The organism is Acidovorax sp. Leaf191 (genome assembly GCF_001424425.1).
Lineage (GTDB): Bacteria > Pseudomonadota > Gammaproteobacteria > Burkholderiales > Burkholderiaceae_C > Acidovorax.
Map to the genome: position 1 here is coordinate 350,279 of NZ_LMPT01000001.1, position 23,158 is coordinate 373,436.

The following is a 23,158-nucleotide window of genomic DNA, read 5'->3' on the forward strand; positions in this document are numbered from 1 at the left end:
AGCGCTCGCCTATCAAGCGGTAGGGGCCATTTTGACCACCGAATCGGCCGTTGCCGCCCCCGGTGCGGGCATGGTCTGCACGCGCTCGACCATCTCTTGCGCGAACTCGACAAACGCCTGGCTGCCCTTGGCCGCCGGGTCGAACACCACGCCGGGCAGGCCGTAGCTCGGCGCCTCGGCCAGGCGCACGTTGCGCGGGATCACGCTGTTGAACACCTTGTCGCCAAAGTGGCCCTTGAGCTGGTCGCTCACCTGCTGCTGCAAGGTGATGCGCGGGTCGAACATCACGCGCAGCAGGCCGATGATCTGCAGGTCGGCATTGAGGTTGGCGTGCACCTGCTTGATGGTGTTGACCAGGTCGGTCAGCCCTTCGAGCGCGAAGTACTCGCACTGCATCGGCACGATGACGCCGTGCGCGCTGCACAGGCCGTTGAGCGTGAGCATGGACAGCGACGGCGGGCAGTCGATGAGCACGAAGTCGTAGTCGCCGTCCACCTCGGCCAGCGCGGCCTTCAGGCGCTTTTCGCGGTGCTCCAGGGTCACCAGCTCCACCTCGGCGCCCGCAAGCTCCCGGTTGGCGCCCAGCACCCAGTAGCCACACTTGTCCGAGTGCACCGCGGCTTCCTTCACCGAAGCGGATTCGAGCAGCACGTCGTACACCGTGAGTTCCAGGCTGCGCTTGTCCACGCCCGAGCCCATGGTGGCATTGCCCTGGGGGTCCAGGTCGACCATCAGCACCCGCTGCCCGATCTTGGCCAGCCCGGCGGCCAGGTTGACGGTGGTGGTGGTCTTGCCGACCCCACCTTTCTGGTTGGCAACGCAAAAGATCTTGGCCATGTGGATGCAGCAGTCCGTGTAGTTTTATTTGGAGATGGCCAGCTTGATGCCAAAGCCGATGAGGAACACGCCGGCCAGCTTTTCCAGCCCGCGGCCGATGCGCGGATTGGCGCGCATGCGCTCGGCCAGAAAGTGGGTGAGCAGCACGGCGATCAGGCCGTATGCGAACGTCAGCGCGGCCACGGTGGCGGCCATCACGCCGAAGGTCAGCATGCCCTGGTGGCGCGCCGGGTCCACGAACAGGGGGAAGAACGCCATGTAGAACACGATGGCCTTGGGGTTGAGCAAGGTGATCAGCGCGGCCTGCTTGAAGTAGTGGCGCGGCTCGATGTTCAGGACCGGCTTGGCGCCGGGCTTGGCGGTCAGCATCTTGAACCCCAGCCAGGCCAGGTAGGCCGCGCCCAGCCACTGCACCGCATGGAAGGCCGTGGGGTAGGTGGCCAGCAGGGTGGCCACACCGGCCACCGCGGCCCACATCAGCACCTGGTCGCCCGCGATCACACCCATCGTGGCGCCGAGGCCGCCCCGTACGCCGCCCTTGCTCGTCGAGGTGATCAGCGCCAGATTGCCAGGACCCGGGATGGCCAGGAACAACACGATGGCGGCGACAAAGGCGCCGTAGTCTGCGATGCCGAACATGATCTCTCCCGGTGTGCTGGGTGGGTGCCGCGGTATGCGCACCCACCGAATGAGCAGCCGAGTTTAAGCGACCACCCTGCCCTGCTCCGTCGTTCGCGTGCCACCCGCCGGTCCACACGCCCCAAAAACTTCAGGCGGGCTTCAACCAGATGATGCAGCGCTCGGCCTCCAGCCCCGGCACGGACAGTGGTTCCACGCGAAACACCGATGCACCCGCGGGCAAGGCGGCGATCTCGTCCTCGGGGTGCTTGCCCTTCATGGCCAGCCACACGCCGTGGGGCGTGGCCAGCGCGCCCTGCGACCAGGTCACGAAGTCGGGCAGCGAGGCAAACGCGCGGCAGCTGATGATGTCGAACGGTGTCGTCAAGGTCTCCACGCGTGCATGCACCCCGTGCAGGTTGCGCAGCTTCAAGGACACCGCCGCCTGCTGGATGAAAGCCGCCTTCTTGCCCACGGTGTCCACGCAGCTCACATCCACCCCCGGGCAGCAGATCGCAAACACCACTCCGGGCAGACCGCCGCCCGAGCCCACATCCAGCAGGCGCACCGTGCCCGCCGCCAGGCCCTGCGACTCCAGGGTGGCGAGGTGCCGGCGCAGCGGCGCCACTGCCGCCAGGCTGTCCAGCAGGTGGTGCGTCATCATCTCCTGCGGGTCGCGCACCGAGGTCAGGTTGTAGACCTTGTTCCACTTCTGCAGCAGTGCCAGAAAGTCCATCAGCTGGCCGACCTGCCCATCCTCCAGGCCCAGGCCCAAGGCCTCGGCGCCCGCCTGCAACTGGCTGCGCAACACGTCGTTGTGGGATACCGTCATCGTCATGCCGCCACTTCGCCTTCGGCCTTGGACGGGGCCACGGCAAACTCCTTGAAGCCGCCCTTCTTCAGGTGGACCATCAACAGAGAAATCGCCGCCGGGGTGATGCCGGTGATGCGCGACGCATGGCCCAAGGTCTCCGGCCGGTGGCGGCTCAGTACCTGGCGGGCCTCGAAGCTCAATGCCGTGACCTGCAGGTAGTCCAGGTCGGGCGGCAGGCGCAGCTTCTCGAAGTGCGCGGCACGCTCCACCTCGCCCTTTTGCCGGTCGATGTAGCCCGCGTACTTGGCGGCGATCTCGACCTGCTCCAGCACCGAGTCGGTCAGCGCACCCAGCGTTTCACGTGAAACATCGGCCGAGGCATGCTTGCCGCCGTCCAGCGACATCAGGTTGGCGTAGCTCACGTCGGGGCGGCGCAGCAGTTCGAACAGGTTGTACTCGTGCTCGATGCGCTTGCCCAGCACGCGCTCCGATTCGGCCGCAGGCAGGCTGCGCGGGTTCACCCAGGTGGCCTTCAGGCGTTCTGTTTCACGTGAAACAGCGTCCCGCTTGCGGCTGAAGGCATCCCAGCGCGCGTCGTCCACCAGGCCCATGCGGCGCCCCGCTTCGGTCAGGCGCATGTCCGCGTTGTCTTCGCGCAGCTGCAGACGGAACTCGGCCCGGCTGGTGAACATGCGGTAGGGCTCGGTCACCCCCTTGGTGATCAGGTCGTCCACCAGCACGCCCAGGTAGGCCTCGTCGCGGCCGGGCAGCCAGGGGGCATCGCCCCGGCACTGCAGCGCGGCGTTGATGCCGGCAAACAAACCCTGCGCCGCCGCTTCTTCGTAGCCGGTGGTGCCGTTGATCTGCCCGGCAAAGAACAAACCCTGGATCTGCCGCGTCTCGAAGCTGCTCTTGAGCGAACGGGGGTCGAAGTAGTCGTACTCGATGGCGTAGCCGGGGCGCAGGATGTGCGCGTTCTCCAGCCCCGGCATGCTGCGCACCAGCTCGTACTGGATGTCGAACGGCAGGCTGGTGGAGATGCCGTTGGGGTAGAACTCGTGGGTCGTCAGGCCTTCGGGCTCCAGGAAGATCTGGTGGCTGTCCTTGTCGGCAAAGCGGTTGATCTTGTCTTCCACGCTCGGGCAGTAGCGCGGGCCCACGCCCTCGATCTTGCCGGTGAACATGGGGCTGCGGTCGAAGCCGCTGCGGATGATCTCGTGCGTGCGCTCGTTGGTGTGGGTGATCCAGCAGGGCATCTGGCGCGGGTGCATCGCGGCACCGCCGTGCGCATGGGCCATGTAGCTGAACACCGGCACCGTGCCCTCGTTCACGCCACCGGGCATGCCGTCACCGGGCTGCTCCAGGCACTTCGAAAAGTCGATGCTGCGTCCGTCCAGGCGGGGGGGCGTGCCGGTCTTGAGCCGGCCCTGCGGCAGCTGCAGCTCCTTGAGCCGCGCCGACAGCGACACGGCGGGCGGGTCCCCTGCCCGGCCGGCCGCGTAGTTGTTCAGGCCCACATGGATCTTGCCGTCCAGGAAGGTCCCGGCGGTGAGCACCACCGTGCGCGACCGGAAGCGGATGCCCACCTGCGTCACGGCGCCCACCACCCGGTCGCCCTCCACCATCAGGTCGTCCACCGCCTGCTGGAACAGCCACAGGTTGGGCTGGTTCTCCAGCATGCGGCGGATGGCGGCCTTGTACAGAATGCGGTCGGCCTGGGCCCGGGTGGCACGCACGGCCGGGCCCTTGGAGCTGTTGAGAATGCGGAACTGGATGCCGCCCTCGTCCGTGGCCAGCGCCATGGCGCCGCCCAGCGCGTCCACTTCTTTCACCAGGTGGCCCTTGCCGATGCCGCCGATGCTCGGGTTGCAGCTCATCTGCCCCAGCGTCTCGATGTTGTGCGTGAGCAGCAGGGTTCTTTGCCCCATGCGCGCGGCAGCCAGCGCGGCTTCGGTGCCTGCATGGCCACCGCCGACAACGATCACATCAAATTCCTGGGGGTACAACATGGAGAACTCCGAGAGCCTGGTGGGCCCGATAATGAAAACCCGGGGGTGTGCAGCGGCTGACTGGCAGGTGCGCGAGCCCCCCGGCCCGCCTCGGCAGCCTGGGCACAACGGCCCGGAGCCCGGCGGGTAACCCGCGATTTTCCCACTTTGCGCTGGCCGTGTCTGTTTCTACGCCCCTTACCCTGTTCCTGACCCAGTTGCTGGGCTCTGCGCCACCACCTGTTCTGGACTGGTGGGCCAGTGCCCAGCGCCTGCAATTGCAGCGCGGGCAACCGCTGCTGCAAGCGGGCGATCGCTGGCAGCACCTGTGGTGGGTGGAGCGCGGGGCCCTGCGCCTGTACTACCTGGACAGCGAAGGGGCAGAGTCCAACAAGAACTTCTTCCTGGACGGCAGCATGCTCTGGCCTGTCACCCCCTGGCTGCGCGAAACACCGGCAATGTTTCACGTGGAACCGATGGAAGACGCCACCGTGCTGTGGGCCCTGCCCTGGCCATCCACGGGCGGGCTGGCCGCCACCTGGCCCGCATGGGCAAGCCTGGAACACCGCACGATCTGCGCACTGCTGGACGGCAAGATGCAGCGCGAACAGGAGTTCCTGCAACTCGGCGCCCGCCAGCGCTACGAAAAGCTGGTGCGCGAACGTCCCCAGTGGGCCGACCGCATTCCGCTGCGGCACCTGGCCTCGTCCCTGGGCATGACGGACGTCACCCTGTCACGGGTGCGCAGCGAACTGGGGCTTATCAAAGGTTAAGGCGCTGGATGCCGAAGGTTGCGACAGTGGGCAGGTCGCCACTCCCCGCACCGCCAGACCATGCCCAACAGCCACTCTACCTTCACCACCTCCGGCCGCTCCCCGCTCGCACTCGCACCCCATGCCTTGGCCGTGCTGTGGCTGGGCCTCATGGCCGGTTTCTTCGGCACCTACAGCGCCAACGTCAACCTGGCGCTGCTGCAGATGGACGGTGCGATTTACGCCACCGTGCAGTCGGCCCTCAACCGCAACGTGCGGCATGCGCTGTTCTTCACCCTCTTCTTCGGCCCGCCCCTGTGGTGTGCACTGGCCCTGGCCACGGCTTGGCGGGAGCACCGGGCAGGCTGGTGGCGCGGGCTGGGGCTGGTGGGGGCGGCCTATGGGTTGGGCATCATGTTCTTCACCCAGCAGGTGAACCTGCCGCTGAACCACACCACCGAATCCTGGACCCCCCAGGCCCTGCCGGCCGACTGGGCGGATGTGCGCGACCGGTGGAATGCTGCCAACCTCTGGCGCGCCGGGCTCAGCCTGGCGGCGTTTGCCGCCGCGCTGGGCACGCTGGTGTGGCGCAGCGTGCCCCAGGCCCGGCCCGGGCTGCCGGCCGCACCCATGCACGACCGCTGAGGCATCCCCACCGTCGGGCACGTCTTGCAGGATTCCTGCCGCGCGCCTGTGCTCCAATCGCAGGCACCATGCCCACAACCACTCCCTCCCTCCTCGTCTTCGCCGGCAGCACGCGCCAGCAGTCCTTCAACCGCAAGCTGGCCCACGCCACCGCCGCCATCGCACGCGATGCCGGTGCCACGGTCACGCTGCTGGAGCTGTCGGACTTCGACATCCCGATGTACAACGCCGACCTGGAAGCCCAGGGCACGCCGGCCGACGTGATCCAGCTCAAGGAGATCCTGTGGCGGCACCCCGCCTGGGTGATCTGCTCGCCCGAGTACAACGGCAGCTACACCGCCCTGCTCAAGAACACCATCGACTGGGCGTCCAGCCCCGTCAAGGGCAACCCCGACTGGGAAGACGGCGGCAAGTCCTTCCGCGGCAAGGTGGTGGGCATGCTCAGCGCATCGCCCGGTGCCCTGGGCGGCCTGCGCTCGCAAAGCCACCTGGCCCCGCTGCTCATCAACGCCGAATGCTGGCTGGCGCCCAAGGCGTTTGCGCTGGGCTCGGCCGGCAGTGCCTTCGACGAGGCGGGTGCCCTGGTGCAGCCCGCCCACCGCGACCGCGTGCGCGGCGTGGTGGACCAGGTGCTGTGGGCCTCTGCCCGCCTGCACCCCGAAGGCGCCCCCGCCTGACGCCCTGCCCCGCCCAGCCCCCCCCGCCAGCCATCACAACCCCCATGGACTGCCGCCCCGGCTGCGGTGCCTGCTGCACCGCACCTTCCATCAGCTCCCCCATCCCGGGCATGCCGCAGGGCAAGCCCGCCGGGGTGCGGTGCGTGCAACTGGGCGCGGGTGAGCGCTGCCTCATTTTTGGGCAGCCCGAGCGCCCCGCGGTGTGCGGCGGCCTCATGCCGTCGGCCGAGATGTGCGGCGCCAGCACCGCATCGGCCTTCGTGTACCTGGAGCGGCTGGAGCGGCTGACCCAGCCGGGCGCGGCGCCGTCCCGGCCTTGAGCCGCGGCGTGCCGCCGCGCGGGCGCCAGGCACTGCGGTTGACCATCAAAACCGGCCCTACCGCTCATCTGGCAAGCGCCAACAGCTATCAAAACAGGAGCAATCCACTCCACACTGTCACACACCGGCAGTCTCCCCCGTCTGGTCAACATGGCCAGACAACGCGCAGCGGCGGTTGATCTGCTTCACCACCCCCAGCCCAGGCACCAGCCCATGACCTCCGCAGCCCCTCCAGCGACCTCCGGCGCTTGCGCCACCGACCCCTTCACCACCCTGCGTCCCCGCCTCTTCGGCATCGCCTACCGCATGCTCGGCGTGCGCGCCGATGCCGAAGACGTGCTGCAGGACGCCTGGCTGCGCTGGAGCCGCACCGACCCCGCCGCCCTGCAGTCCGCCGAGGCCTGGCTGGTCACGGTGGTCACGCGCCTGTCCATCGACCGGCTGCGCGCGCTCAAGGCCGAGCGCGAGGCCTATGTGGGCTGGTGGCTGCCCGAGCCGCTGGTGGAGCTGGACGGCGCGCACACGCCCGAGTCGGCCGCCGAGCTGGCGGGCGAGCTGTCGGTGGCGTTCCTGTACGTGCTGGAGCGCCTGGGGCCCGAGGAGCGCGCCGCCTTTTTGCTGCGCCAGGTGTTCGACTACGACTACCCCGAGATCGCGGCCCAGCTGGGCAAGACCGAGGCCAGCTGCCGCCAGATGGTGCACCGTGCAAGCGAACGCGTGCAGCAGGCGCGCACCCGCTTCGAGGTGCCGCGCAACGTGCACCACCAGTTGCTGCAGCGCTTCATGCTGGCCGCGCGCAGCGGCGACCGCAACGCCATCGAAACACTGCTCAGCGAAGACGCCCAGCTCATCGGCGACGGTGGCGGCAAGGTGCCATCCTTCGCCCAGCCGCTGGTCGGCCCCTTTCGCATCGCCAACCTGTACTGGGCCCTGTTTCGCCGCCTGGGCGCGCAGGTGGTCTACCGCATGGCGCTCATCAACGGAGAGCCGGGGCTGCTGCGCTACCTGGACGGCCAGCTCGAATCGGCGCAGGCCTTCGTGACCGACGGCGAGCGCATCGTGGCGATCTACGCGATCCGCAACCCGGACAAGCTCGCGGGGATCCCGCTCTCGCTGGACTGACACGGGTACGGCGCTGGGCGCTGTGGTGGCGAAGGGTTCATGGATGGATGGGTGGTTGTGTTGTGGAGTGGAGTGGAGGCTGCAAAAAACCGCCGCCCGCTGTCACACCGGACAACACGCGCACGTCTTGAAAGGTATGGAATGCGATGGCCTGTGCCGCGCACCCATCGCCCCCTTTCATCCACCACCGCCCCACCAGGGCACACCCAGGAGTTTTTTGATGTCCCAGCACACCGCCCGCCTGCCCTACCACCAGCTCTCGTCCAAGGCCTTCATGGGCCTGGTCAACGTGTCCGAAACCATCAAGAAGGGCGCCCTGGGCGCGCGCCTGGCAGAGCTCGTCTTCCTGCGCGTCTCTCAGATCAACGGCTGCGCCTACTGCATGGACATGCACTGGAACTACCTCGTCAAGGACGGCGTGGAAGCGCGCCACTTGAACGCCGTGGCCGGCTGGCGCGAGGCACCGTTCTTCAACGAACGCGAGCGCGCCGCCTTCCGCTGGGCCGAGATCCTCACCGCCACGCCGCACAGCGACGCGAGCGACGAAGAGTTCGCCAAGCTCAAGGCCCTGTTCACCGACGCCGAGATCTCCGACCTGGGCTTTGCGATCGCCACCATCAATGCCTGGAATTTGCTCAACGCAGGCATGCGGGCGCCGATTCCGCAAGCAGGCTGAACGCTCCGTCCCCAGGTGCCGGCACGTGACGTGCCGGCAACCCCCCCGCCACAGGGCAGAGAGGGGAACGCGGGAAGGGCTGGAAGGCCGGAAAGGCCGGAAAGGCCAGAGAAGGGGCGAAGGGCTGCGTCGAGCGCACGACACCCTGGCATTTCACGATTGACGCGTTAGCGGGGCTCATTCAGACTCGAATGTTTCCGCGGGTAACTGCGGCGGCGCAGCCACGCGCCTTGCCGCTGCCCCCGACGCCAGACATTCGAAAAGTTCGAAGAGCCCCCGGCCCGCTTCAGAGACCACCTCCATGCACCCTTTCCACAAAGCCTCCCTGGCGCTGGTCGCCAGCCTGGTCGCTGCGGCCTGCGCCGCCCAGGCCCCCGCGGCATCCATCACCGCGGCACGCCAGAGCGACCGCATCACCTGGACCGCCCAGGCCCCGCACGGCGCAGCCAAGCTGCGCCTGGTACGGCCCGACGGCACCGTCACGGACCAGGTCTTCCCGCGTGCCCCCATCGTGCTGGAGCCCCGGCAGGCGCGCCTGCCCGATGGGCGCTATTTCTACGAGCTGAGCCTGGATCCCCCCGCCACCATGGACCCGGCCCAGGCCCAGGCCACCCTGCACCAGCGCATCGTGTCCGGCTCCTTTGCCGTGGCGCAGGGCCAGGTGGTGGGCGCTGGGGCCGATGCCACCACCGCCGCGCAGCGCAGCACCGCACCAGCCGCCACCACGTTCACCACCAAGGACCAGGTCGTGGCCGACGACCTGGTCGTGCAGGGCAGCCTCTGCGCGGGCCTCGATTGCGTGAACAACGAAACCTTCGGGTTCGAAACGGTGCGGCTCAAGGGAGGCAACCTCGCCATCCATTTCGACGACACCAGCAGTGGCGCGGGCTTTCCCGCCAACGACTGGCGCATCAAGGCCAACGACACCTTCTCGGGCGGCGCCTCCTACCTCGCCATCGAGGACGCGACGTCCGGCAACCCGGTGTTCACCGTGAGCGCCGGGGCGCCCACCAACAGCCTCTACGTGAGCGCGAGCGGCCAGCTGGGCCTGCGCACGGCCACGCCTGCGCTGGACGTGCACGCATCCACCGGCAACACGCCCGCCTTCCGCCTGGAACAGTCCTCCGCGGGCGGCTTCACCGCGCAGACGTGGGACATCGGGTCCAACGAGGCCAACTTCTTCGTGCGCGACGTTACGAACAGCTCGCGCCTTCCCCTGCGCATCCGCCCTGGCGCGCCCACCAGCAGCGTGGACATCGCTGCATCGGGCAATGTCGGCTTCGGCACCGCATCGCCTGCCGCCGCACTGCATGTGATGCGCACCGACGGCAGCGCCCAGGTGCTGGTGCAGGAGGCCAGCGGCACCGCGGCCCAGCGCACCTTGCTGAATCTGGCGAACAACGGGCCTGCCACGCTGCGCTTCACCACCGCGGCAGCCACCGGCTGGGACATGACGGCCGGCACCGCCCTCACCCTGGCGACACAGGGCGCAGGCACGCCGCAGTTCACGCTCGCGGCCAACGGCAACCTGGCCATCACCGGCACGCTGAGCACGGGCTCCAGCCGCACGCTCAAGACGGGGATCGAACCCATCAACGGCACCAGCCTGCTGGAGAAAGTGCTGAGCCTGCCGCTCTACCACTGGCGCTACACCGCCAGCCCCGCGCAGGAACGCCACGTCGGCCCCATGGCAGAGGACTTCCGCAACATCTTCCAGCTCGGGCAGGACGACAAGAGCCTGGCCCCCGGCGACCTCGCCGGCGTGACCCTGGGAGCCGTGCAGGAACTGGCGCGCAAGGTGACCGAGCGCGAAGCCGACATCGCTGCGATCAAGGCCCGCATCTCCCTGCTGGAAGCGCAAATGGCGGCCCCCGCCAAGCCCGCGCGCTGAGGGAGCTGCCGTCCATGTCCCACGACCGAACCGCCTTTTACGGCCGTCCGCAGCCTCGCGCCGTGCGCCTGGCCGTGGCCGCGGCCATCGCCGCCTGCCTGCTGGGCCAGAGCGCCCAGGCCCAGACCACCCCAGCCGCAGGCACCCCACCGGCTGCCACCCCCATCACCGCCCGCCTGCAGGCCCAGCGCCTGGAATGGACCGTGGCCGTGCCCCATGGCCGGGCCACGCTGCGAATTACCCGCGAAGGCGGCGCGCCGCAGGACATCGTGCTGCGCGAGCCCCTGGCCCTGGCACTGCAGGACACGCCCCTGCCCGACGGGCGCTACACCTACGAGCTGACGCTCGCCCCCGCCACCGCCGCCATTCGGCGCGAGGAGGCCCCGGTGGCCCCCACCCGACCAGAAGGGCCTGTCGGCGCCGTGCTCAGCGCCAGCGTGACCATTGCCGGGGGCGCTTTCGTGCTGCCTCCGGACGTGCCTCCCCGCGGTGAGGCCGGTGCGGCCGGCGACAACGCCAGCAGCGCCAGCACCGCCCGCACCCAGGCCATCACTGCGGCCAGCGCAAGCCAGCGCATGGTGCTCAAGGACCAGGTGGTCAGCGACGACCACATCATCCAGGGCAGCGTCTGCACAGGCCTGGATTGCACCAACGGCGAAACCTTCGGCAACGACACCCTGCGGCTGAAGGAAAACAACCTGCGCATCGGGTTCCACGACACCCGCGCCGCACCCTTCCCCAACTCTCCCTGGACCTTGCTCACCAACGACAGCGCCAGCGGCGGTGCCAGCTACCTGGGGATCGCCGATGCTGCAGCCAGCACCGGCACCAACACCACGTCCAGCCAGGTCAAGGCGCTGTGGATGGCCGGTGCACCCGCCAACAGCCTGTACGTGAGCCCGCTCGGCCGCGTGGGCATACGCACTGCCGCGCCCGTGGTGGACCTGCACGTGCTGTCGTACAACACACCGGCGCTGCGGCAAGAGCAGAACGGCCTGAACGGCTTCACGCCCCAGACCTGGGACATTGCCGCCAACGAAGCCAACTTCTTCGTGCGCGACGTCACCGCCGGCTCGCGCCTGCCCCTGCGCATCCGGCCCGGGGCGCCGCACGCCAGCCTGGACATCGCCGGCGACGGCAACGTCGGCCTGGGCACTCCGCGCCCGGCGGCGCCGCTGACCCTGCGCCGCTCCGACGGCACGGGCAGCTTGCGGGTCGACAACACGACAGCCGCGGCCTCGACCGCGCGCGTGCAGATGGAGCTGCGCAACAACGGCGACATCGCCACGCGCCTTGCGCATGGCACGGGCACGGCGTACTGGACGCAGCTGACCACCGCATCGGGCGTGAGCCTTGCACCGAGCGGCAGCGGCAGCCCTGCGCTGTCGGTGCAATCCAATGGCAACCTTGCCGTGGCCGGCACGCTCAGCCAGGGCTCCAGCCGCACGCTCAAGCACGACATCACCGCCGCGCCGGTCCACGCCATCCTTGGCGAAGTGGCGCAACTGCCGGTGTATGCCTGGCGCTACCTGAGCGATCTGAGCGCCAGCCTGCACCTGGGGCCCATGGCGGAAGACGTGCACCAGCGCTTTCAGCTGGGCGCCAGCCCGAAGACGCTCGCACCCAGCGATGTGGCGGGCCTGGCCGCCGCGACGGTGCAAGCCCTGCACCAGAGGCTGGCCGCCAGGGACGAAGAGCTCCTGGGCCTGGCGCAGCGGCTGTCGGCCCTGGAAAAGCAAGCCGAAAAGCAAGCCGAACGCCAGCAGCGGGGAGGCCACCAATGACCGCCCGCGCAACACAGGCTGCATTCCCCTGGAGCCATCGCATCGTCGCCGCCGTGGGCGCCGCCTGCGTCCTGCTGTGGGGTGCTGCCGCCTCCGCGCAGAGCATCAGCGTGACGCCGGCGGCCGTTCCCGTGCCGGTGCAAGGCACGCCCTACAGCGTGACCTTCACCGCCAGCGGCGGCGTGGCGCCGTACCAGTTCCTGGTCAGCACCGGAGTCCTGCCCACGGGCCTGAACCTGTCGGCGGGCGGCGCGCTCACCGGCACACCCACCACCGCCGCCGCCTACAGCTTCACCATCACGGCCTCCGACTTCCTGGGCCGTGAGCGGGACCTGGTCGCCGCCGGCACCGTCGCCGGCGTGCTGGCCGTCACCCCGCCCTCCTCGCCGGTCACCAACACGCCCTACAACAGCCAGATCCTGGTGACGGGCGGAACAGGGCCGTACAGCTTTGCCATCAGCTCAGGCGCCCTGCCGCCCGGCATGTCGCTCGGCGCGGGCGGCCTGCTCACCGGCACACCCACCACGGCGGGCAGCTTCAGCGTGGTCATCCAGGTCACGGACGCCAATGGCCTGACTTCGCCCTTCACGCTGAACATCAACGTCCTGGCAGGACCCGGCGGCACTGCCAAGGCCATCCCGGTGGACAGCCCCTGGATGCTGGCGCTGGCAGGGCTCGGGGTGGCCTGGCTGGGGCGGCGGCGGCTTCGCGCGCAGCGCGGGAGGTGACGGCCAGGCGCTGTCACCCCTGCATCTGCCCCGCCAGCGCCACCGCGCTGCCCGCCGCCAGCGTCAGGCCCAGCGCGCCGTGCCCGACGTTGAGGTACACATTGCTGTCGCGCCAGCGGCCCACGATGGGCACCGACGTGGGCGTGGCGGGCCGCAGCCCGGCCCACACGGCCGGGGCGTCCAGGTCGCACAGGCCCGGGTAGGTCTGCGCCACGGCGTCCACCATGGTCCGCACCCGGTCCGCGGGCACGTCGAGGCCCGTGGCGCCCACCTCGGCCATGGCCGCCACGCGCAGGTGCGTGCCCAGCGGTGCGAACACCGTCTTGCGGCCCAGGTCGGTCACGCTCGCGCGGGGCCGCGCCACGCCGCCCCGAAACGGCACCGTGATGCTGTAGCCCTTGATGGGCTGGATGGGCAGGTGGATGCCCAGCCGCGCCGCCAGCGGCCCTGCAGCGGGCCCGGTGGCCAGCACGAAGGCGTCGGCGGTGATCCCGCCCTGGTCCGTGGCCACCGCGCTCACCCGGCCTGCATGCCGCACGAACGAACGCGCCACCACGCCGAACGACGCCGTGCCGCCGCGCTGGCGCAGGCTGCCCACCAGGCTGCGGCACAGGTGGTGCGGGTCGGCGATGCACTCGTCGCGGGTCCACACGCCACCGGCCCAGGGCAGGCCCGGCGCCGCCTGCAACGCGGGCTCCCTGTCCAGGCATTCGCGCACGCTCAGCACCTCCTGCCGGCAGCCCATGGCGGCCTGCACGGCCACCTGGCGCTGCTGCTGGCGCAGCGCCTGTGGCGTGGGGCACAGCACCAGCTTGCCGTTTTCTTCAAAGCCGAAGGACCAGTCCTCCTCGGCCATCCACTGCGCCAGCGCCGCGCGGCTGGCCTGCGCCAACTGCAGCAACTGCGCCGTGCCCCGCAGCGACTGCCGTGCCGAGCACGCGCGCAGAAACTGCAGGCCCCACGCCCACTGCCGCCAGTCCCAGCGCGGGTGCAAGCGCACGGCCGAGCCGCGCGACAACAGCAGCTGGGGCAACGCGCGCAGCGTGGCGGGCGACGCGAACGGCTCCACATAGCTGTAGCTCAGCTGCGCGCCGTTGGCGCAGCTGGTGACGAGGCCCGGCGCCTGCGCCGCGTCCAGCAGGTGCACATCGTGGCCCTGGCGCGCCAGTTCGTAGGCCGTGGCGCAGCCGATCACGCCCGCGCCGATCACGCAGACCTTCATGGCAGCGCACCTGCCAGTGCGGGCGCGCTCTGCAGGATGCGCGACACCGCCAGCTGCGCCACCGCCACATCGGCCAGGCCGATGCCCACGGACTTGAACACGGTGATGCCCGGCGCCTCGGGCCGCCACGGCGCACCGCCCGCGTAGAGCTGGGGCAGGTCCACCAGCGGCGCGCTGGCCGTGCGGCCCTGCCACAGCACCACCTCGCCGGCTTCGGCCAGGCTTTGCGGCAGCCATTCCAGCACGATGCGGCCCGCGCGGTCCATGGTGGTGTCGTCCAGCTCGCGGCCCTTGGGCGCGCTGATGCCCATGGCGGCCACGAAGGCGCCGGGCGCGAGCCACGCGCCGTCGAACACCGGTGTGGCCGAGCGCGTGGCCGTGACCACGATGTCCGCGTCGCGCACTGCCGCTTCGGGCGTGGTGAAGGCCGCCGGGCAGCCCGCCTGCACCGCCAGCGTCTGCGCCCACGCCGGGTCCCCCGCAGGGTCCACCAGCGCGATCTCCCCGAAGTCGAACCAGCCGCTCAAAGCCTCGGCCTGCGCGCGGCCCTGCAGCCCTGCGCCGAAGACCGCCAGCTTGCGCGGCCGCAGCGGGCCCGCCTTGGACGCCACCAGCGCCGTGATGGCCGCGGTGCGCAGCCGCGTGATCTCGTTGCCGTCCAGCACTGCGAGCGGCTGGTTGGTCACCACATCGAACAGCACGATAGAAAAGCTGAACTGCCCGCGCACCGTGGGGTACACCTTGACCCCGGCCACGCCGCGCTCGGCCCACACCGCGCCCATGGTGCTCAGCCGCAGGTCGCGGCAATCGGTGCGCTGGCGCTGGTGCACGGCGGCACCGCCCGCGGCCAGGCTGGCAAAGGCCTCGCCGAGCACGGTGGCCACCGACGCGAAATCCAGCGCCTCGGCCACTTGCCGGTCGCTGATGAAGGGAATGCTGGTGTTCATGAAAAGCTCTGGGATGAAGGGACTGAAAGGACTGAAAGGACTGAAAGGGCCGGCTGAAAAAAGACCACTGCGGCAATGCCGCCGCGCGTTCAGGGAATGCCGTACTTGTTGGGGTAGCGGATGTTTTCGCGCATGTGGGCGCTCATCGGGATGCGCAGCGTTTCGGTGTCGAACCACTTGCGGTACAGGGCGGCCAGCTCGCCCGAATGCATGAGCGCGAGCACCGTGCGGTCCACCACCTCGCGCAGCGGCGCATCGTCCTTGGGCAGCATGAAGGCATACGGCTCCACCGTAAGGTGGCGGCCGGTGACATGCAGGCCGCCCTTCTTCGGCGATGTGGCCAGCAGTGCGTAGAGCAGGATGTCGTCCTGCGCGAAGGCATCGACCGTGCCCTCTTCCACCAGGCGCACGCCCTCGGCATCGGTGGCCACCACCACGACCTGCAGCTCCTGCTCGCGCTGCACGCGCGCCATGGTCTCCTGCGCCGTGGTGCCGTTGCTCACCGCAATGCGCCGCCGCCACAGGCTGGGCACGCCGTCGATCAGCACGGCCTGGCGCGCCAGGAAGCGCACGCCCGTGGTGAACAGCGTGTGCGAGAAGTCCACGTCCTTTTGCCGGCCCACGGTGTTGGTGTTGCCACCGCACTCGATGTCGATGCTGCCGGCCTTGAGCAGCGGTATGCGCTGCGCCGCCTCCAGCGGGCGGAACTCCACGCGCAGCGCCGGCTGCGCCAGCACCTTGCGCAGGTTCTGCACCACGCGCTGGCACACGTCGATGGAGTAGCCCACCGTGTCGCCCGCCGCGTCGCGGAACGCAAAGGTGCCCGGCGTGGGGATGTAGCCCACATGCACCACCCCGCTGCGCGCGATGCGCTCCAGCGCCGAAGCGCCGCCTCGGGCCGGTGTCTGTGCAAAAGCCGCGGCCGCGGCGCACAGCAGGGTGAGCGCCAGCAGGCACGCCCGGGGCGCGCGTGGGGACAACGCAGGCATGGTGAAAAGCTCCTGGGGTGAATACAAAGGGGGTGGGGTGCGCCGCTCAGTCCCAGCCCGGCGGCACCGCGCTGTGCCAGCCGGTGGCCTGCTCGAACGCATGGCCCACGCGCAGGATCGTCGGCTCGTCCATCGGCCGGCCGATGACCTGCAGCGATACCGGCATGCCGCCCTGCGTGAAGCCCGCCGGCACGGCCAGCGAGCACAGATCCAGCAGGTTCACGAAGCGGCCAAAGCGCGACAGCGGCGTGGCCAGCTCGTCCACCGCACTGACCGGGATGGCGGCGATCGCATTGGTCGGAAAGGCGCACACATCCACACCCTCCATGGCGCGCAGCATGTCGGCCTTGGCCTGCTCTCGCAGCTTGAGCAGCGCGATGTACTGCGCTGCATCGATGTCGCGGCCCAGCAGGATGCGGCGGCGCACATGCGGGTCGAACTCCAGCCCGTCCTGCTCGAACAGCGGTCCCAGGTTGGCATAGCCCTCGGCGCTCATCAGGCTGCCCGCCACGCGCATGGATTCGGCGCAGCTTTGCGGCAGCGCGCGCTCCACGCGCTGCATGCCCAGCGACACCAGCACCTGCACAGCCGCGTCGCAGGCCGCGAGCACGTCGGCATCCACATCGTGGCGCTCGGCCTCGGGCAGCGTCCACACGCGCAGGCCCTGCACGCCGCGCGCAAGGTGCGGCAGCACCGAGCGCACGGGCGCCTGCAGCGACACCGCGTCGTGCGGGTCGGCACCGGCCAGCACTTCCAGCAGCAGCGCACTGTCGCGCACCGTGCGCGTGAGCGGCCCCACCGTGTCGTGCGTGGGGCACAGCTCGATGAGCCCGTGGCGGCTGATGAGGCCGCGCGTGGTCTTGAGCCCCACCACGCCGCACAGCCCGGCCGGTATGCGCACCGACCCGCCCGTGTCCGTGCCGATGGACGCACTGCACAGCCCCGCCGCCAGCGCCACGGCCGAGCCGCTGCTGCTGCCCCCCGGCGTGCGGTGCGTGTGCAGATCCCAGGGGTTCCAGGGTGTGCCCATCACCGCGTTGGTGCCCCAGCCGCCGAATGCGAACTCCACCGTGTGCGTCTTGCCGACCACGATGGCGCCGGCCGCACGCAGGCGGTCCACCACCGTGGCGTTCATGCCGGAGATGCGCGCCGGCTGCGCGCGCGAGCCTGCGGCAATCGCCTTGCCCTGCACCTCGAACAGGTCCTTCACAGCCACCGTCACGCCGTGCAGCGGCCCGATGAAGACGCCCGCACGGGCCATGCGGTCCAGGCCCTGCGCGGCGGCGCGGGCCTCGTCGGCGTAGACCTCGGTATAGGCGTGCAGCTGCGCGCCATGCCGGTCGATGCGCGCGAGCTGCGCCTCCACCAGTGCCTCGCTCGACAAGCGGCCCGCACGGATGGCCGCGGCCTGGTCTGCCAGCGGCGCGTAGACCATGGATGGCATCGAGAGATCGGTGGTCGTCATGCAGCCCCCAGCGTGCGGCGGCCCTGCGCCAGGCGGCGCTCCATGAAGCGCGAGAGCATGGACAGCGGGAACGCGATCGCGAAATAGAACAGCCCCACCAGGATGAAGACGTGCAGCGGCAGGAAGTACTCGCTGGAGATCGCCTTGGCGGCCAGCATGAGTTCGTTGGTGGCGATCAGCGCGCACAGCGAGCTGTCTTTCAGCAGTGCCACGTAGCTGCTCAGCAGTGGCGGCAGCATCACGCGTGCCGCCTGCGGCAGCGTGACGTGCAGGAACACGCGGCGCGGCGTGAGGCCCACCGCCAGGCCCGCCTCGCGCTGCCCGCCGTGCACCGACTGCAGCCCGCCCCGCAGGATCTCCGCCACATAGGCCGCGCCATGCACTCCGAGGCCGATGGCACCGGCCCAGTAGCCCGACAGCGTCACGCCGATGGAAGGCAGCGCAAAGTAGATCGCCAGGAGCAGCGCCAGCAGCGGTATGGCCCGCAGCAGCTCGATGAAGCCCTGCGCACTGCGGCGCAGCACGGCCACGCCGCTGCGCAGCATCCACACCAGCAGCGCCCCCAGCACGATGGCGATGGCAAAGCCGATGGCCGACAGCTCGGCCGTGACACGCGCGGCGTCCAGCAGGCGCGGCCACCACTCGCCGAGGTACTCGGCATAGGTTGCAAAGAATGCAGTCATCGTGCCCCCCTGGCAGTGTGGCGCTCCAGGCGCGTGAAGGCCCAGCTGATGGGCAGCACCATGGCCGCATAGAGCAGCATGGCGGTCAGGTAGATCAGCGGCGTCTCGAAGGTGGACGTCACCAGGTTGCGCGCATAGAACATCACTTCAGGCGCCGCGATGGCCGACGCGATGGAGGTGTCCTTGACCAGCTGGCTCGCGTAGTTGCCCAGCGACGGCAGCGTCACGCGCAGCATCTGCGGCAGCAGCACGCAGCGCAGCGTCTGCGCGGGTGTCAGGCCCACGGCCAATGCCGCCTCGCGCTGGCCCACCGGCAGGCAGCGCAGGCCCGCGGCAAACACGTCGCACAGGATGGCCGCGCCCACCAGGCCCAGGCCGACGACCGCGGCCGTGAGCGGCGACAGCCGCACGCCCACCGACGCCAGGCCGAAATACAGCACGAACAGATGCGCCAGCGCGGGCACGTTGCGCATCCATTCGATGTACGCCGCAATGGCCCATTGCAGCGCGCGGTGGCGCACGAAGACCACCAGCAAGGCCAGCAGCAGCCCCAAGCCCGCGGCGATCAGCGCGGCGCCTGCCGCCACCTGCGCGGCCGTCCACGCACCGCGCAACAGCGTGAGCGCGATCAGGGTGAAGGTATCGAGGCCGGGCATGGTCATGCACCCAGCCCTGCGCCACCGCCCACCTGGCCCAGGAAGCTGCGCGTGCGCTCCATGCGCGGCGCGTTGATCACCTGCGCGGCAGGGCCCTCTTCGACGATGTGGCCACCGTCCATGAAGATCACGCGGTCGGCCACGTCGCGCGCAAAGCGGATCTCGTGCGTCACCAGGATCATCGAGCGGCCCTCGTCGGCCAGCTCGCGGATCACGCCCAGCACCTCGCCCACGAGTTCGGGGTCCAGGGCGGACGTGGGCTCGTCGAAAAGGATCAGCTTGGGCTTTTGCGCCAGCGTGCGCGCAATGGCCACGCGCTGCTGCTGCCCGCCGGACAGCTGCTCGGGGTAGGCGTCGGCCTTGTGCCGCAGGTGCACCTTCTCCAGCATGTCTTCGGCCAGCGCGTGGGCCTCGTCGCGCCGCATGCCGCCGGCCTTGATGGACGCAAGCGCCACGTTGTCGCGCACCGTGAGGTGCGGCCACAGATAGAACAGCTGGAACACCATGCCGATCTCGCGGCGCTGCGGTGCCATCTCGGTGTCGCTCATCAGCCGCCAGCCGCCGCCCTTGCGCGCAGGCACCTGGCCGATGCGCTCGTCCTGCAGCAGCACCTCGCCGCCGTTGGGCTTTTCGAGAAAGTTCAGGCAGCGCAGGCACGTGGACTTGCCCGAGCCGCTGGGCCCGATCAGCGACAGCGTCTCGCCTTTTTTCAAGTCGAAGGAAATGCCCTTGAGCACCTCCGTCTGGCCGTAGCTCTTGGTGAGGCCGCTCACGCGCAGCAGGGGTGGATGGTCGTCGTTCACAGCATGGTTCTCCAGACAGTGGTGTGCGGGCGCTGCGGCACGCAAATTGCACCCGCATGTCCTTGCTACCCAGTGCCTCCATGCTAGGAATGGCGCCCCTCTGTTCATTGGAGGGGGACGCAGCTATATTGAACGTATGCGACATGCAGGGAAAACCCGATGCCCCCCACCACACCCCAGCGCAAAGCCCCTGGCGTCAAAAATGGCGCCAACGCGCACCAGACCAGTGCACAGAACACAGGCGACATTGGTGCATTGATCGGCAAGCTCGACGCGGCGTCGCGGCCCAGCGCGCCGCGGCGCAAGGCGTCATCGGCCTCCGAACTGCGCGTGGGCATCCTGCTGTGGCCGCAGTTCCCGCTGCTGTCGCTGGCGGGCCTGTGCGACGGCCTGCGCCACGCGGCCGATGTGGGCGACCAGAGCCGGCAGATCCGCTGCTCGTGGACCATCCTGGGCATACCCGGCCAGTCGGTGGCCGCCAGTTGCGGTGTCGAAGTACCCGTGCAGGAATCGCTCTCGTCCGACTGCGACTACGACTACATCGCCGTCATCGGCGGGCTGCTGCCGGCCATCCCCTCGGCCCACCCGCGCTACCGCGAGTTCCTGCAGTACGCCGCGTCGCTGGGCAAGCCGCTCATCGGCATCTGCACCGGCTCGTTCGCGCTGGCGCATGCGGGGCTCATGGCGCAGCGGCGCGCCTGCGTGCACCCCTACCACGTGGAGGACTGGCAGCAGGCGTTCCCCACGCTGCCCTTCGTGACGGACTCGCATTACCTCTTCGACGGCGACCGCATCACCTGTGCGGGCGGCATCTCCATCGTGGAGCTCACGGCCGAGCTGGTGCGCCTGCACTGCGGCCCCGACCGCGCGGCCAAGGTCGTGCACCAGATGACGGTGAACCCCTCCGCCGGCCACACCCACGTGGCACGCCGCCATGCGCTGGGCTACGGCACCACCGACCACGACAAGCTGCGCCAGGCCATCGTGCTCATGGAAAAGAACATCGGCACGCCCCTCGAGATCGCGGTCATCGCGCGGCTGGTGGATTCGAGCAGCCGCCAGCTCGAGCGCGTGTTCCTGGCCGAGACGCGCACCACGCCGTCGGAGTACTACCGCAACGCGCGCCTCAAATACGCCAAATGGATGCTCACCAGCACCGCCCTGCCGGTCATCACCATCGCGTATGAATGCGGCTTTGCCGACGCATCGCATTTCATCCGGCACTTCCAGCAGCTGTACGGCATGCCGCCGGGGCGCATGCGCAAGGCGCTGCAGGCTGGTACGGTGGAGGCTTGATCCAGGCGGCCGGCCGTGCCATGTCGTGCGGTGACGCGGCACGTCTTTCCCCCAGTTAGTACCGAGTCAACTCTGACACAGGAGATCAGACTGCGCGCGCGGCGCCTCCGATGCGCGTTGTGCCTCGTTCAGCAAGGTGCTCGCTCGGGTTGAACCGTATTTGCGGGGTGACTGCCACTCACCGCCAACAGTCAAGATGGCTCTTCCTCTAGGTGCCAAGTCTTTCTTGTGCCGATCCAGATCGACCCAGAAAATAACGACACAATTTTTAGAGGGAAGGGATCAGCCATGATTAGCCACAAAGCAGCGCGAACCCAAAGTATGGGCGCCGCCGTTCTTTACGCAGGGGCTGCGCTCCTGGTCTGTACCAGCACCAGCTGTGAAGCCTTCGGCCTTGCACCTATTCCGGAAAAGCCCATCAACAAGAGCTGGACCGACAATGTCCTGAACACGATTTCGGGAGGGCAGGGCAAACTTGTTGATTACTTCATCAAGAAGTTTCAAAGCCCTGTTCACGAGGAAATAACGCATTTAGCCTATGGTTGCGAACTTGGACCGGACGACTGTGAACGCGCCGTGCTCAGCGGACTGCCAGGGGCACCCCGGTACGTAGTGCAAGGGGTTCAGTGGAACGACAACCCACCATTTCAGCTGTCGTACAAACAGGCCAAGAACGCACCGACTTGCATCGGATTGCCCGTTCAGTTGCCCAACCTCTGGCCTGGCTGCTGGGGCCAAATTTTCAATACAGCCTCAAGCTTGTCGAAACCCCCAGATGACCGGGCAGTGTTTGGACCAGAGGCGCCCATCTTGCAACGCAGCCATTTTGGAGATCTCCAGTTCTTTCACGCCATGGCGGTCGAAGGCGAGCCAGCCCTGATCACACAACGGAAAATTCTGGAGTGGGCACGCTTCGCCTACGACGTTTCCGAAGGACGCATCGAGACCAACGCGATCGTTTCCACGCCGTCCGTCGGTGCAGTGAGCGCCTTGTTTCCAGTATCGGCAAACTCCCAACACTCAAAACTGGACGTGACGCGTCTTTTCACCCAAGGGTCTTCAGATACGTCACCACAGCGCGTGCGGGACATGGCGTTCGGCTCGATTCTCCACATGATCCAGGACTCATTTTCCAAAGCCCACGTGGAACGCCTTCCGGGAGATTCTGGACGACAAGCCTGGCCACCTGACCGCGTAGTGCGCTTTCATGCCTACGCACGGCAAGATCACTCCCTGCACGCCGACGCGGACGAGCGAGAAGCGTTTCTCGCGGACGATACAAGGCTTATCCTCGTCGAAGCCGTTCGGCGTGTTGTAGAGAAACGGGGTGCTAAGTGGGAAGAGTTCGAGAAAGTCTTGGTCGAGATATTCGACCCGATCGACGCAGGGACGCAAGCTGGGCCGGGTGAGAAATTCCGATACAAGCTCGCATCTCCTGTAGAAACGCAAGCACCTTGATGAGAACGTCATAGCCCACTGGCCAGATTGAAACCGCAGCAACCTATCGACGAACTTACTGGGGCCGTCAATGCTCAAGCTGTCTTCGCAACACCTATCGACATGCGCACCAACTACGTCCTGATCGACTACGAGAACGTCCAGCCTGAGCATATGGATGTGCTAAACAATGAGCACTTCAAGGTGCTGGTGTTCGTGGGCGCCAGCCAAGCCAAGGTGCGCTTCGACGTAGCCAATACGCTGCAGCAGATGCGGGATCGTGCGGAGTACATACGGATCTCTGGCAATGGCAGCAACGCGCTGGATTTTCACATCGCATTCCACATCGGTGAACTTTCGGCCAAGGATCCGACCGGGTATTTCCACATCGTCTCCAAAGACACAGGCTTCGACCCACTGATTCAGCATCTGAAAGAGCGCAAGATCTTTGCGGGCAGGGTCAAGGATGTAGCGGATATCCACCTGGTGAAGACTGTGAACGCCAGGACCGCAGACGACAAGCTCGACCTCATTGTGGCCGACCTGCAGCGGCGCGGTGCATCCAAGCCTCGCGCAGTCAAGACTCTTACGAGTACCATCGCCGCGATCTTCAACAGAAAACTCAGCACCGATGAACTTGCAGGTCTCATCCAGCGCTTGGAAGCCAATGGGTGGATCGCCGTGTCGGGTACAAAAGTCGCCTACTCCCTGCCCAGTTGACGCCGTTGATCGTGCCAGGGCAACGTGCATGACGTCAGGCTGGACGCGATCTGAACATTGAAGACTAGACACACACGCGCTGCTGCAG

General features: G+C 68.3%; 23 protein-coding genes. 12 read left to right on the top strand and 11 right to left on the bottom strand.

Features of this window, described 5'->3' with window-relative positions:
• Positions 1 to 12: 12 nt before the first annotated feature.
• The 4 genes from ASG27_RS01555 to mnmG form a co-directional block, all read right to left on the bottom strand.
• A complete protein-coding gene (locus ASG27_RS01555) occupies positions 13 to 837 on the bottom strand; it encodes a ParA family protein (protein ID WP_056410612.1) in 825 nt (274 codons plus the stop codon).
• A 24-nt stretch (positions 838 to 861) separates the two neighbouring features.
• Positions 862 to 1,476, bottom strand: a complete 615-nt coding sequence (locus ASG27_RS01560; protein ID WP_056410615.1) for a LysE family transporter — start codon at positions 1,474 to 1,476, stop codon at positions 862 to 864.
• Positions 1,477 to 1,606: 130 nt separating this feature from the next.
• Entirely contained in the window at positions 1,607 to 2,287 is a 681-nt protein-coding gene (rsmG, locus tag ASG27_RS01565) for a 16S rRNA (guanine(527)-N(7))-methyltransferase RsmG (protein WP_056410616.1), read from the bottom strand.
• Positions 2,288 to 2,289: 2 nt separating this feature from the next.
• Positions 2,290 to 4,278 (bottom strand): tRNA uridine-5-carboxymethylaminomethyl(34) synthesis enzyme MnmG, encoded by a 1,989-nt coding sequence (mnmG, locus tag ASG27_RS01570; RefSeq protein ID WP_056410619.1) that lies wholly within the window; start codon positions 4,276 to 4,278, stop codon positions 2,290 to 2,292.
• Positions 4,279 to 4,436: 158 nt separating this feature from the next.
• On the opposite strand from mnmG, the gene ASG27_RS01575 reads away from it, so the two are divergent.
• From ASG27_RS01575 to ASG27_RS27770, 9 genes are all read left to right on the top strand, one after another.
• Positions 4,437 to 5,030, top strand: a complete 594-nt coding sequence (locus ASG27_RS01575) for a Crp/Fnr family transcriptional regulator (protein WP_156370397.1) — start codon at positions 4,437 to 4,439, stop codon at positions 5,028 to 5,030.
• Between the two features lie 60 nt (positions 5,031 to 5,090).
• Positions 5,091 to 5,654 (top strand): DUF1772 domain-containing protein, encoded by a 564-nt coding sequence (locus tag ASG27_RS01580; protein ID WP_056410622.1) that lies wholly within the window; start codon positions 5,091 to 5,093, stop codon positions 5,652 to 5,654.
• Between the two features lie 68 nt (positions 5,655 to 5,722).
• Positions 5,723 to 6,331 (top strand): NADPH-dependent FMN reductase, encoded by a 609-nt coding sequence (locus ASG27_RS01585; RefSeq protein ID WP_056410626.1) that lies wholly within the window; start codon positions 5,723 to 5,725, stop codon positions 6,329 to 6,331.
• A gap of 44 nt (positions 6,332 to 6,375) precedes the next feature.
• Entirely contained in the window at positions 6,376 to 6,651 is a 276-nt protein-coding gene (locus ASG27_RS01590) for a YkgJ family cysteine cluster protein (RefSeq protein WP_056171634.1), read from the top strand.
• A 213-nt stretch (positions 6,652 to 6,864) separates the two neighbouring features.
• A complete protein-coding gene (locus tag ASG27_RS01595; RefSeq protein ID WP_056410629.1) occupies positions 6,865 to 7,773 on the top strand; it encodes an RNA polymerase sigma-70 factor in 909 nt (302 codons plus the stop codon).
• Positions 7,774 to 7,993: 220 nt separating this feature from the next.
• Complete coding sequence (locus ASG27_RS01600; RefSeq protein ID WP_056410631.1) at positions 7,994 to 8,449, top strand: carboxymuconolactone decarboxylase family protein; 456 nt, start codon at positions 7,994 to 7,996, stop codon at positions 8,447 to 8,449.
• Between the two features lie 301 nt (positions 8,450 to 8,750).
• The gene (locus tag ASG27_RS01605) at positions 8,751 to 10,340 is read left to right on the top strand and encodes a tail fiber domain-containing protein (protein WP_056410634.1); all 1,590 of its coding nucleotides are present in this window, start codon (positions 8,751 to 8,753) and stop codon (positions 10,338 to 10,340) included.
• A gap of 14 nt (positions 10,341 to 10,354) precedes the next feature.
• Positions 10,355 to 12,124, top strand: coding sequence for a tail fiber domain-containing protein (locus ASG27_RS01610; RefSeq protein WP_156370398.1), 1,770 nt, complete (start codon positions 10,355 to 10,357; stop codon positions 12,122 to 12,124).
• Entirely contained in the window at positions 12,121 to 12,852 is a 732-nt protein-coding gene (locus tag ASG27_RS27770; RefSeq protein WP_156370399.1) for an Ig domain-containing protein, read from the top strand. Before ASG27_RS01610 ends, ASG27_RS27770 begins: the two co-directional genes overlap by 4 nt.
• Positions 12,853 to 12,865: 13 nt before the next feature.
• Here the strand turns inward: ASG27_RS27770 and ASG27_RS01620 are convergent, their stop codons facing one another.
• The 7 genes from ASG27_RS01620 to ASG27_RS01650 form a co-directional block, all read right to left on the bottom strand.
• Positions 12,866 to 14,074, bottom strand: coding sequence for an FAD-dependent oxidoreductase (locus ASG27_RS01620; protein ID WP_056410645.1), 1,209 nt, complete (start codon positions 14,072 to 14,074; stop codon positions 12,866 to 12,868).
• A complete protein-coding gene (locus tag ASG27_RS01625) occupies positions 14,071 to 15,021 on the bottom strand; it encodes an ornithine cyclodeaminase family protein (RefSeq protein ID WP_056410648.1) in 951 nt (316 codons plus the stop codon). Before ASG27_RS01625 ends, ASG27_RS01620 begins: the two co-directional genes overlap by 4 nt.
• A gap of 89 nt (positions 15,022 to 15,110) precedes the next feature.
• Entirely contained in the window at positions 15,111 to 16,010 is a 900-nt protein-coding gene (locus ASG27_RS01630) for an amino acid ABC transporter substrate-binding protein (protein WP_056410651.1), read from the bottom strand.
• A 46-nt stretch (positions 16,011 to 16,056) separates the two neighbouring features.
• Complete coding sequence (locus ASG27_RS01635; protein ID WP_235503863.1) at positions 16,057 to 17,475, bottom strand: amidase; 1,419 nt, start codon at positions 17,473 to 17,475, stop codon at positions 16,057 to 16,059.
• Positions 17,472 to 18,158: an amino acid ABC transporter permease gene (locus ASG27_RS01640; protein WP_056410657.1), complete on the bottom strand. Its 687-nt coding sequence runs from the start codon at positions 18,156 to 18,158 to the stop codon at positions 17,472 to 17,474. The genes ASG27_RS01635 and ASG27_RS01640 overlap by 4 nt, the downstream gene beginning before the upstream one ends.
• Complete coding sequence (locus ASG27_RS01645; RefSeq protein WP_235503864.1) at positions 18,155 to 18,820, bottom strand: amino acid ABC transporter permease; 666 nt, start codon at positions 18,818 to 18,820, stop codon at positions 18,155 to 18,157. The genes ASG27_RS01640 and ASG27_RS01645 overlap by 4 nt, the downstream gene beginning before the upstream one ends.
• Positions 18,817 to 19,725 (bottom strand): amino acid ABC transporter ATP-binding protein, encoded by a 909-nt coding sequence (locus ASG27_RS01650; RefSeq protein WP_396504209.1) that lies wholly within the window; start codon positions 19,723 to 19,725, stop codon positions 18,817 to 18,819. The genes ASG27_RS01645 and ASG27_RS01650 overlap by 4 nt, the downstream gene beginning before the upstream one ends.
• A gap of 51 nt (positions 19,726 to 19,776) precedes the next feature.
• On the opposite strand from ASG27_RS01650, the gene ASG27_RS01655 reads away from it, so the two are divergent.
• The 3 genes from ASG27_RS01655 (at position 19,777) to ASG27_RS01665 (ending at position 23,070) form a co-directional block, all read left to right on the top strand.
• Positions 19,777 to 20,913, top strand: coding sequence for a GlxA family transcriptional regulator (locus ASG27_RS01655; RefSeq protein WP_082485703.1), 1,137 nt, complete (start codon positions 19,777 to 19,779; stop codon positions 20,911 to 20,913).
• 288 nt (positions 20,914 to 21,201) lie between these two features.
• The gene (locus tag ASG27_RS26430; RefSeq protein ID WP_156370400.1) at positions 21,202 to 22,371 is read left to right on the top strand and encodes a hypothetical protein; all 1,170 of its coding nucleotides are present in this window, start codon (positions 21,202 to 21,204) and stop codon (positions 22,369 to 22,371) included.
• 102 nt (positions 22,372 to 22,473) lie between these two features.
• Positions 22,474 to 23,070, top strand: coding sequence for a PIN domain-containing protein (locus tag ASG27_RS01665; RefSeq protein WP_056410664.1), 597 nt, complete (start codon positions 22,474 to 22,476; stop codon positions 23,068 to 23,070).
• Positions 23,071 to 23,158 lie beyond the last annotated feature (88 nt).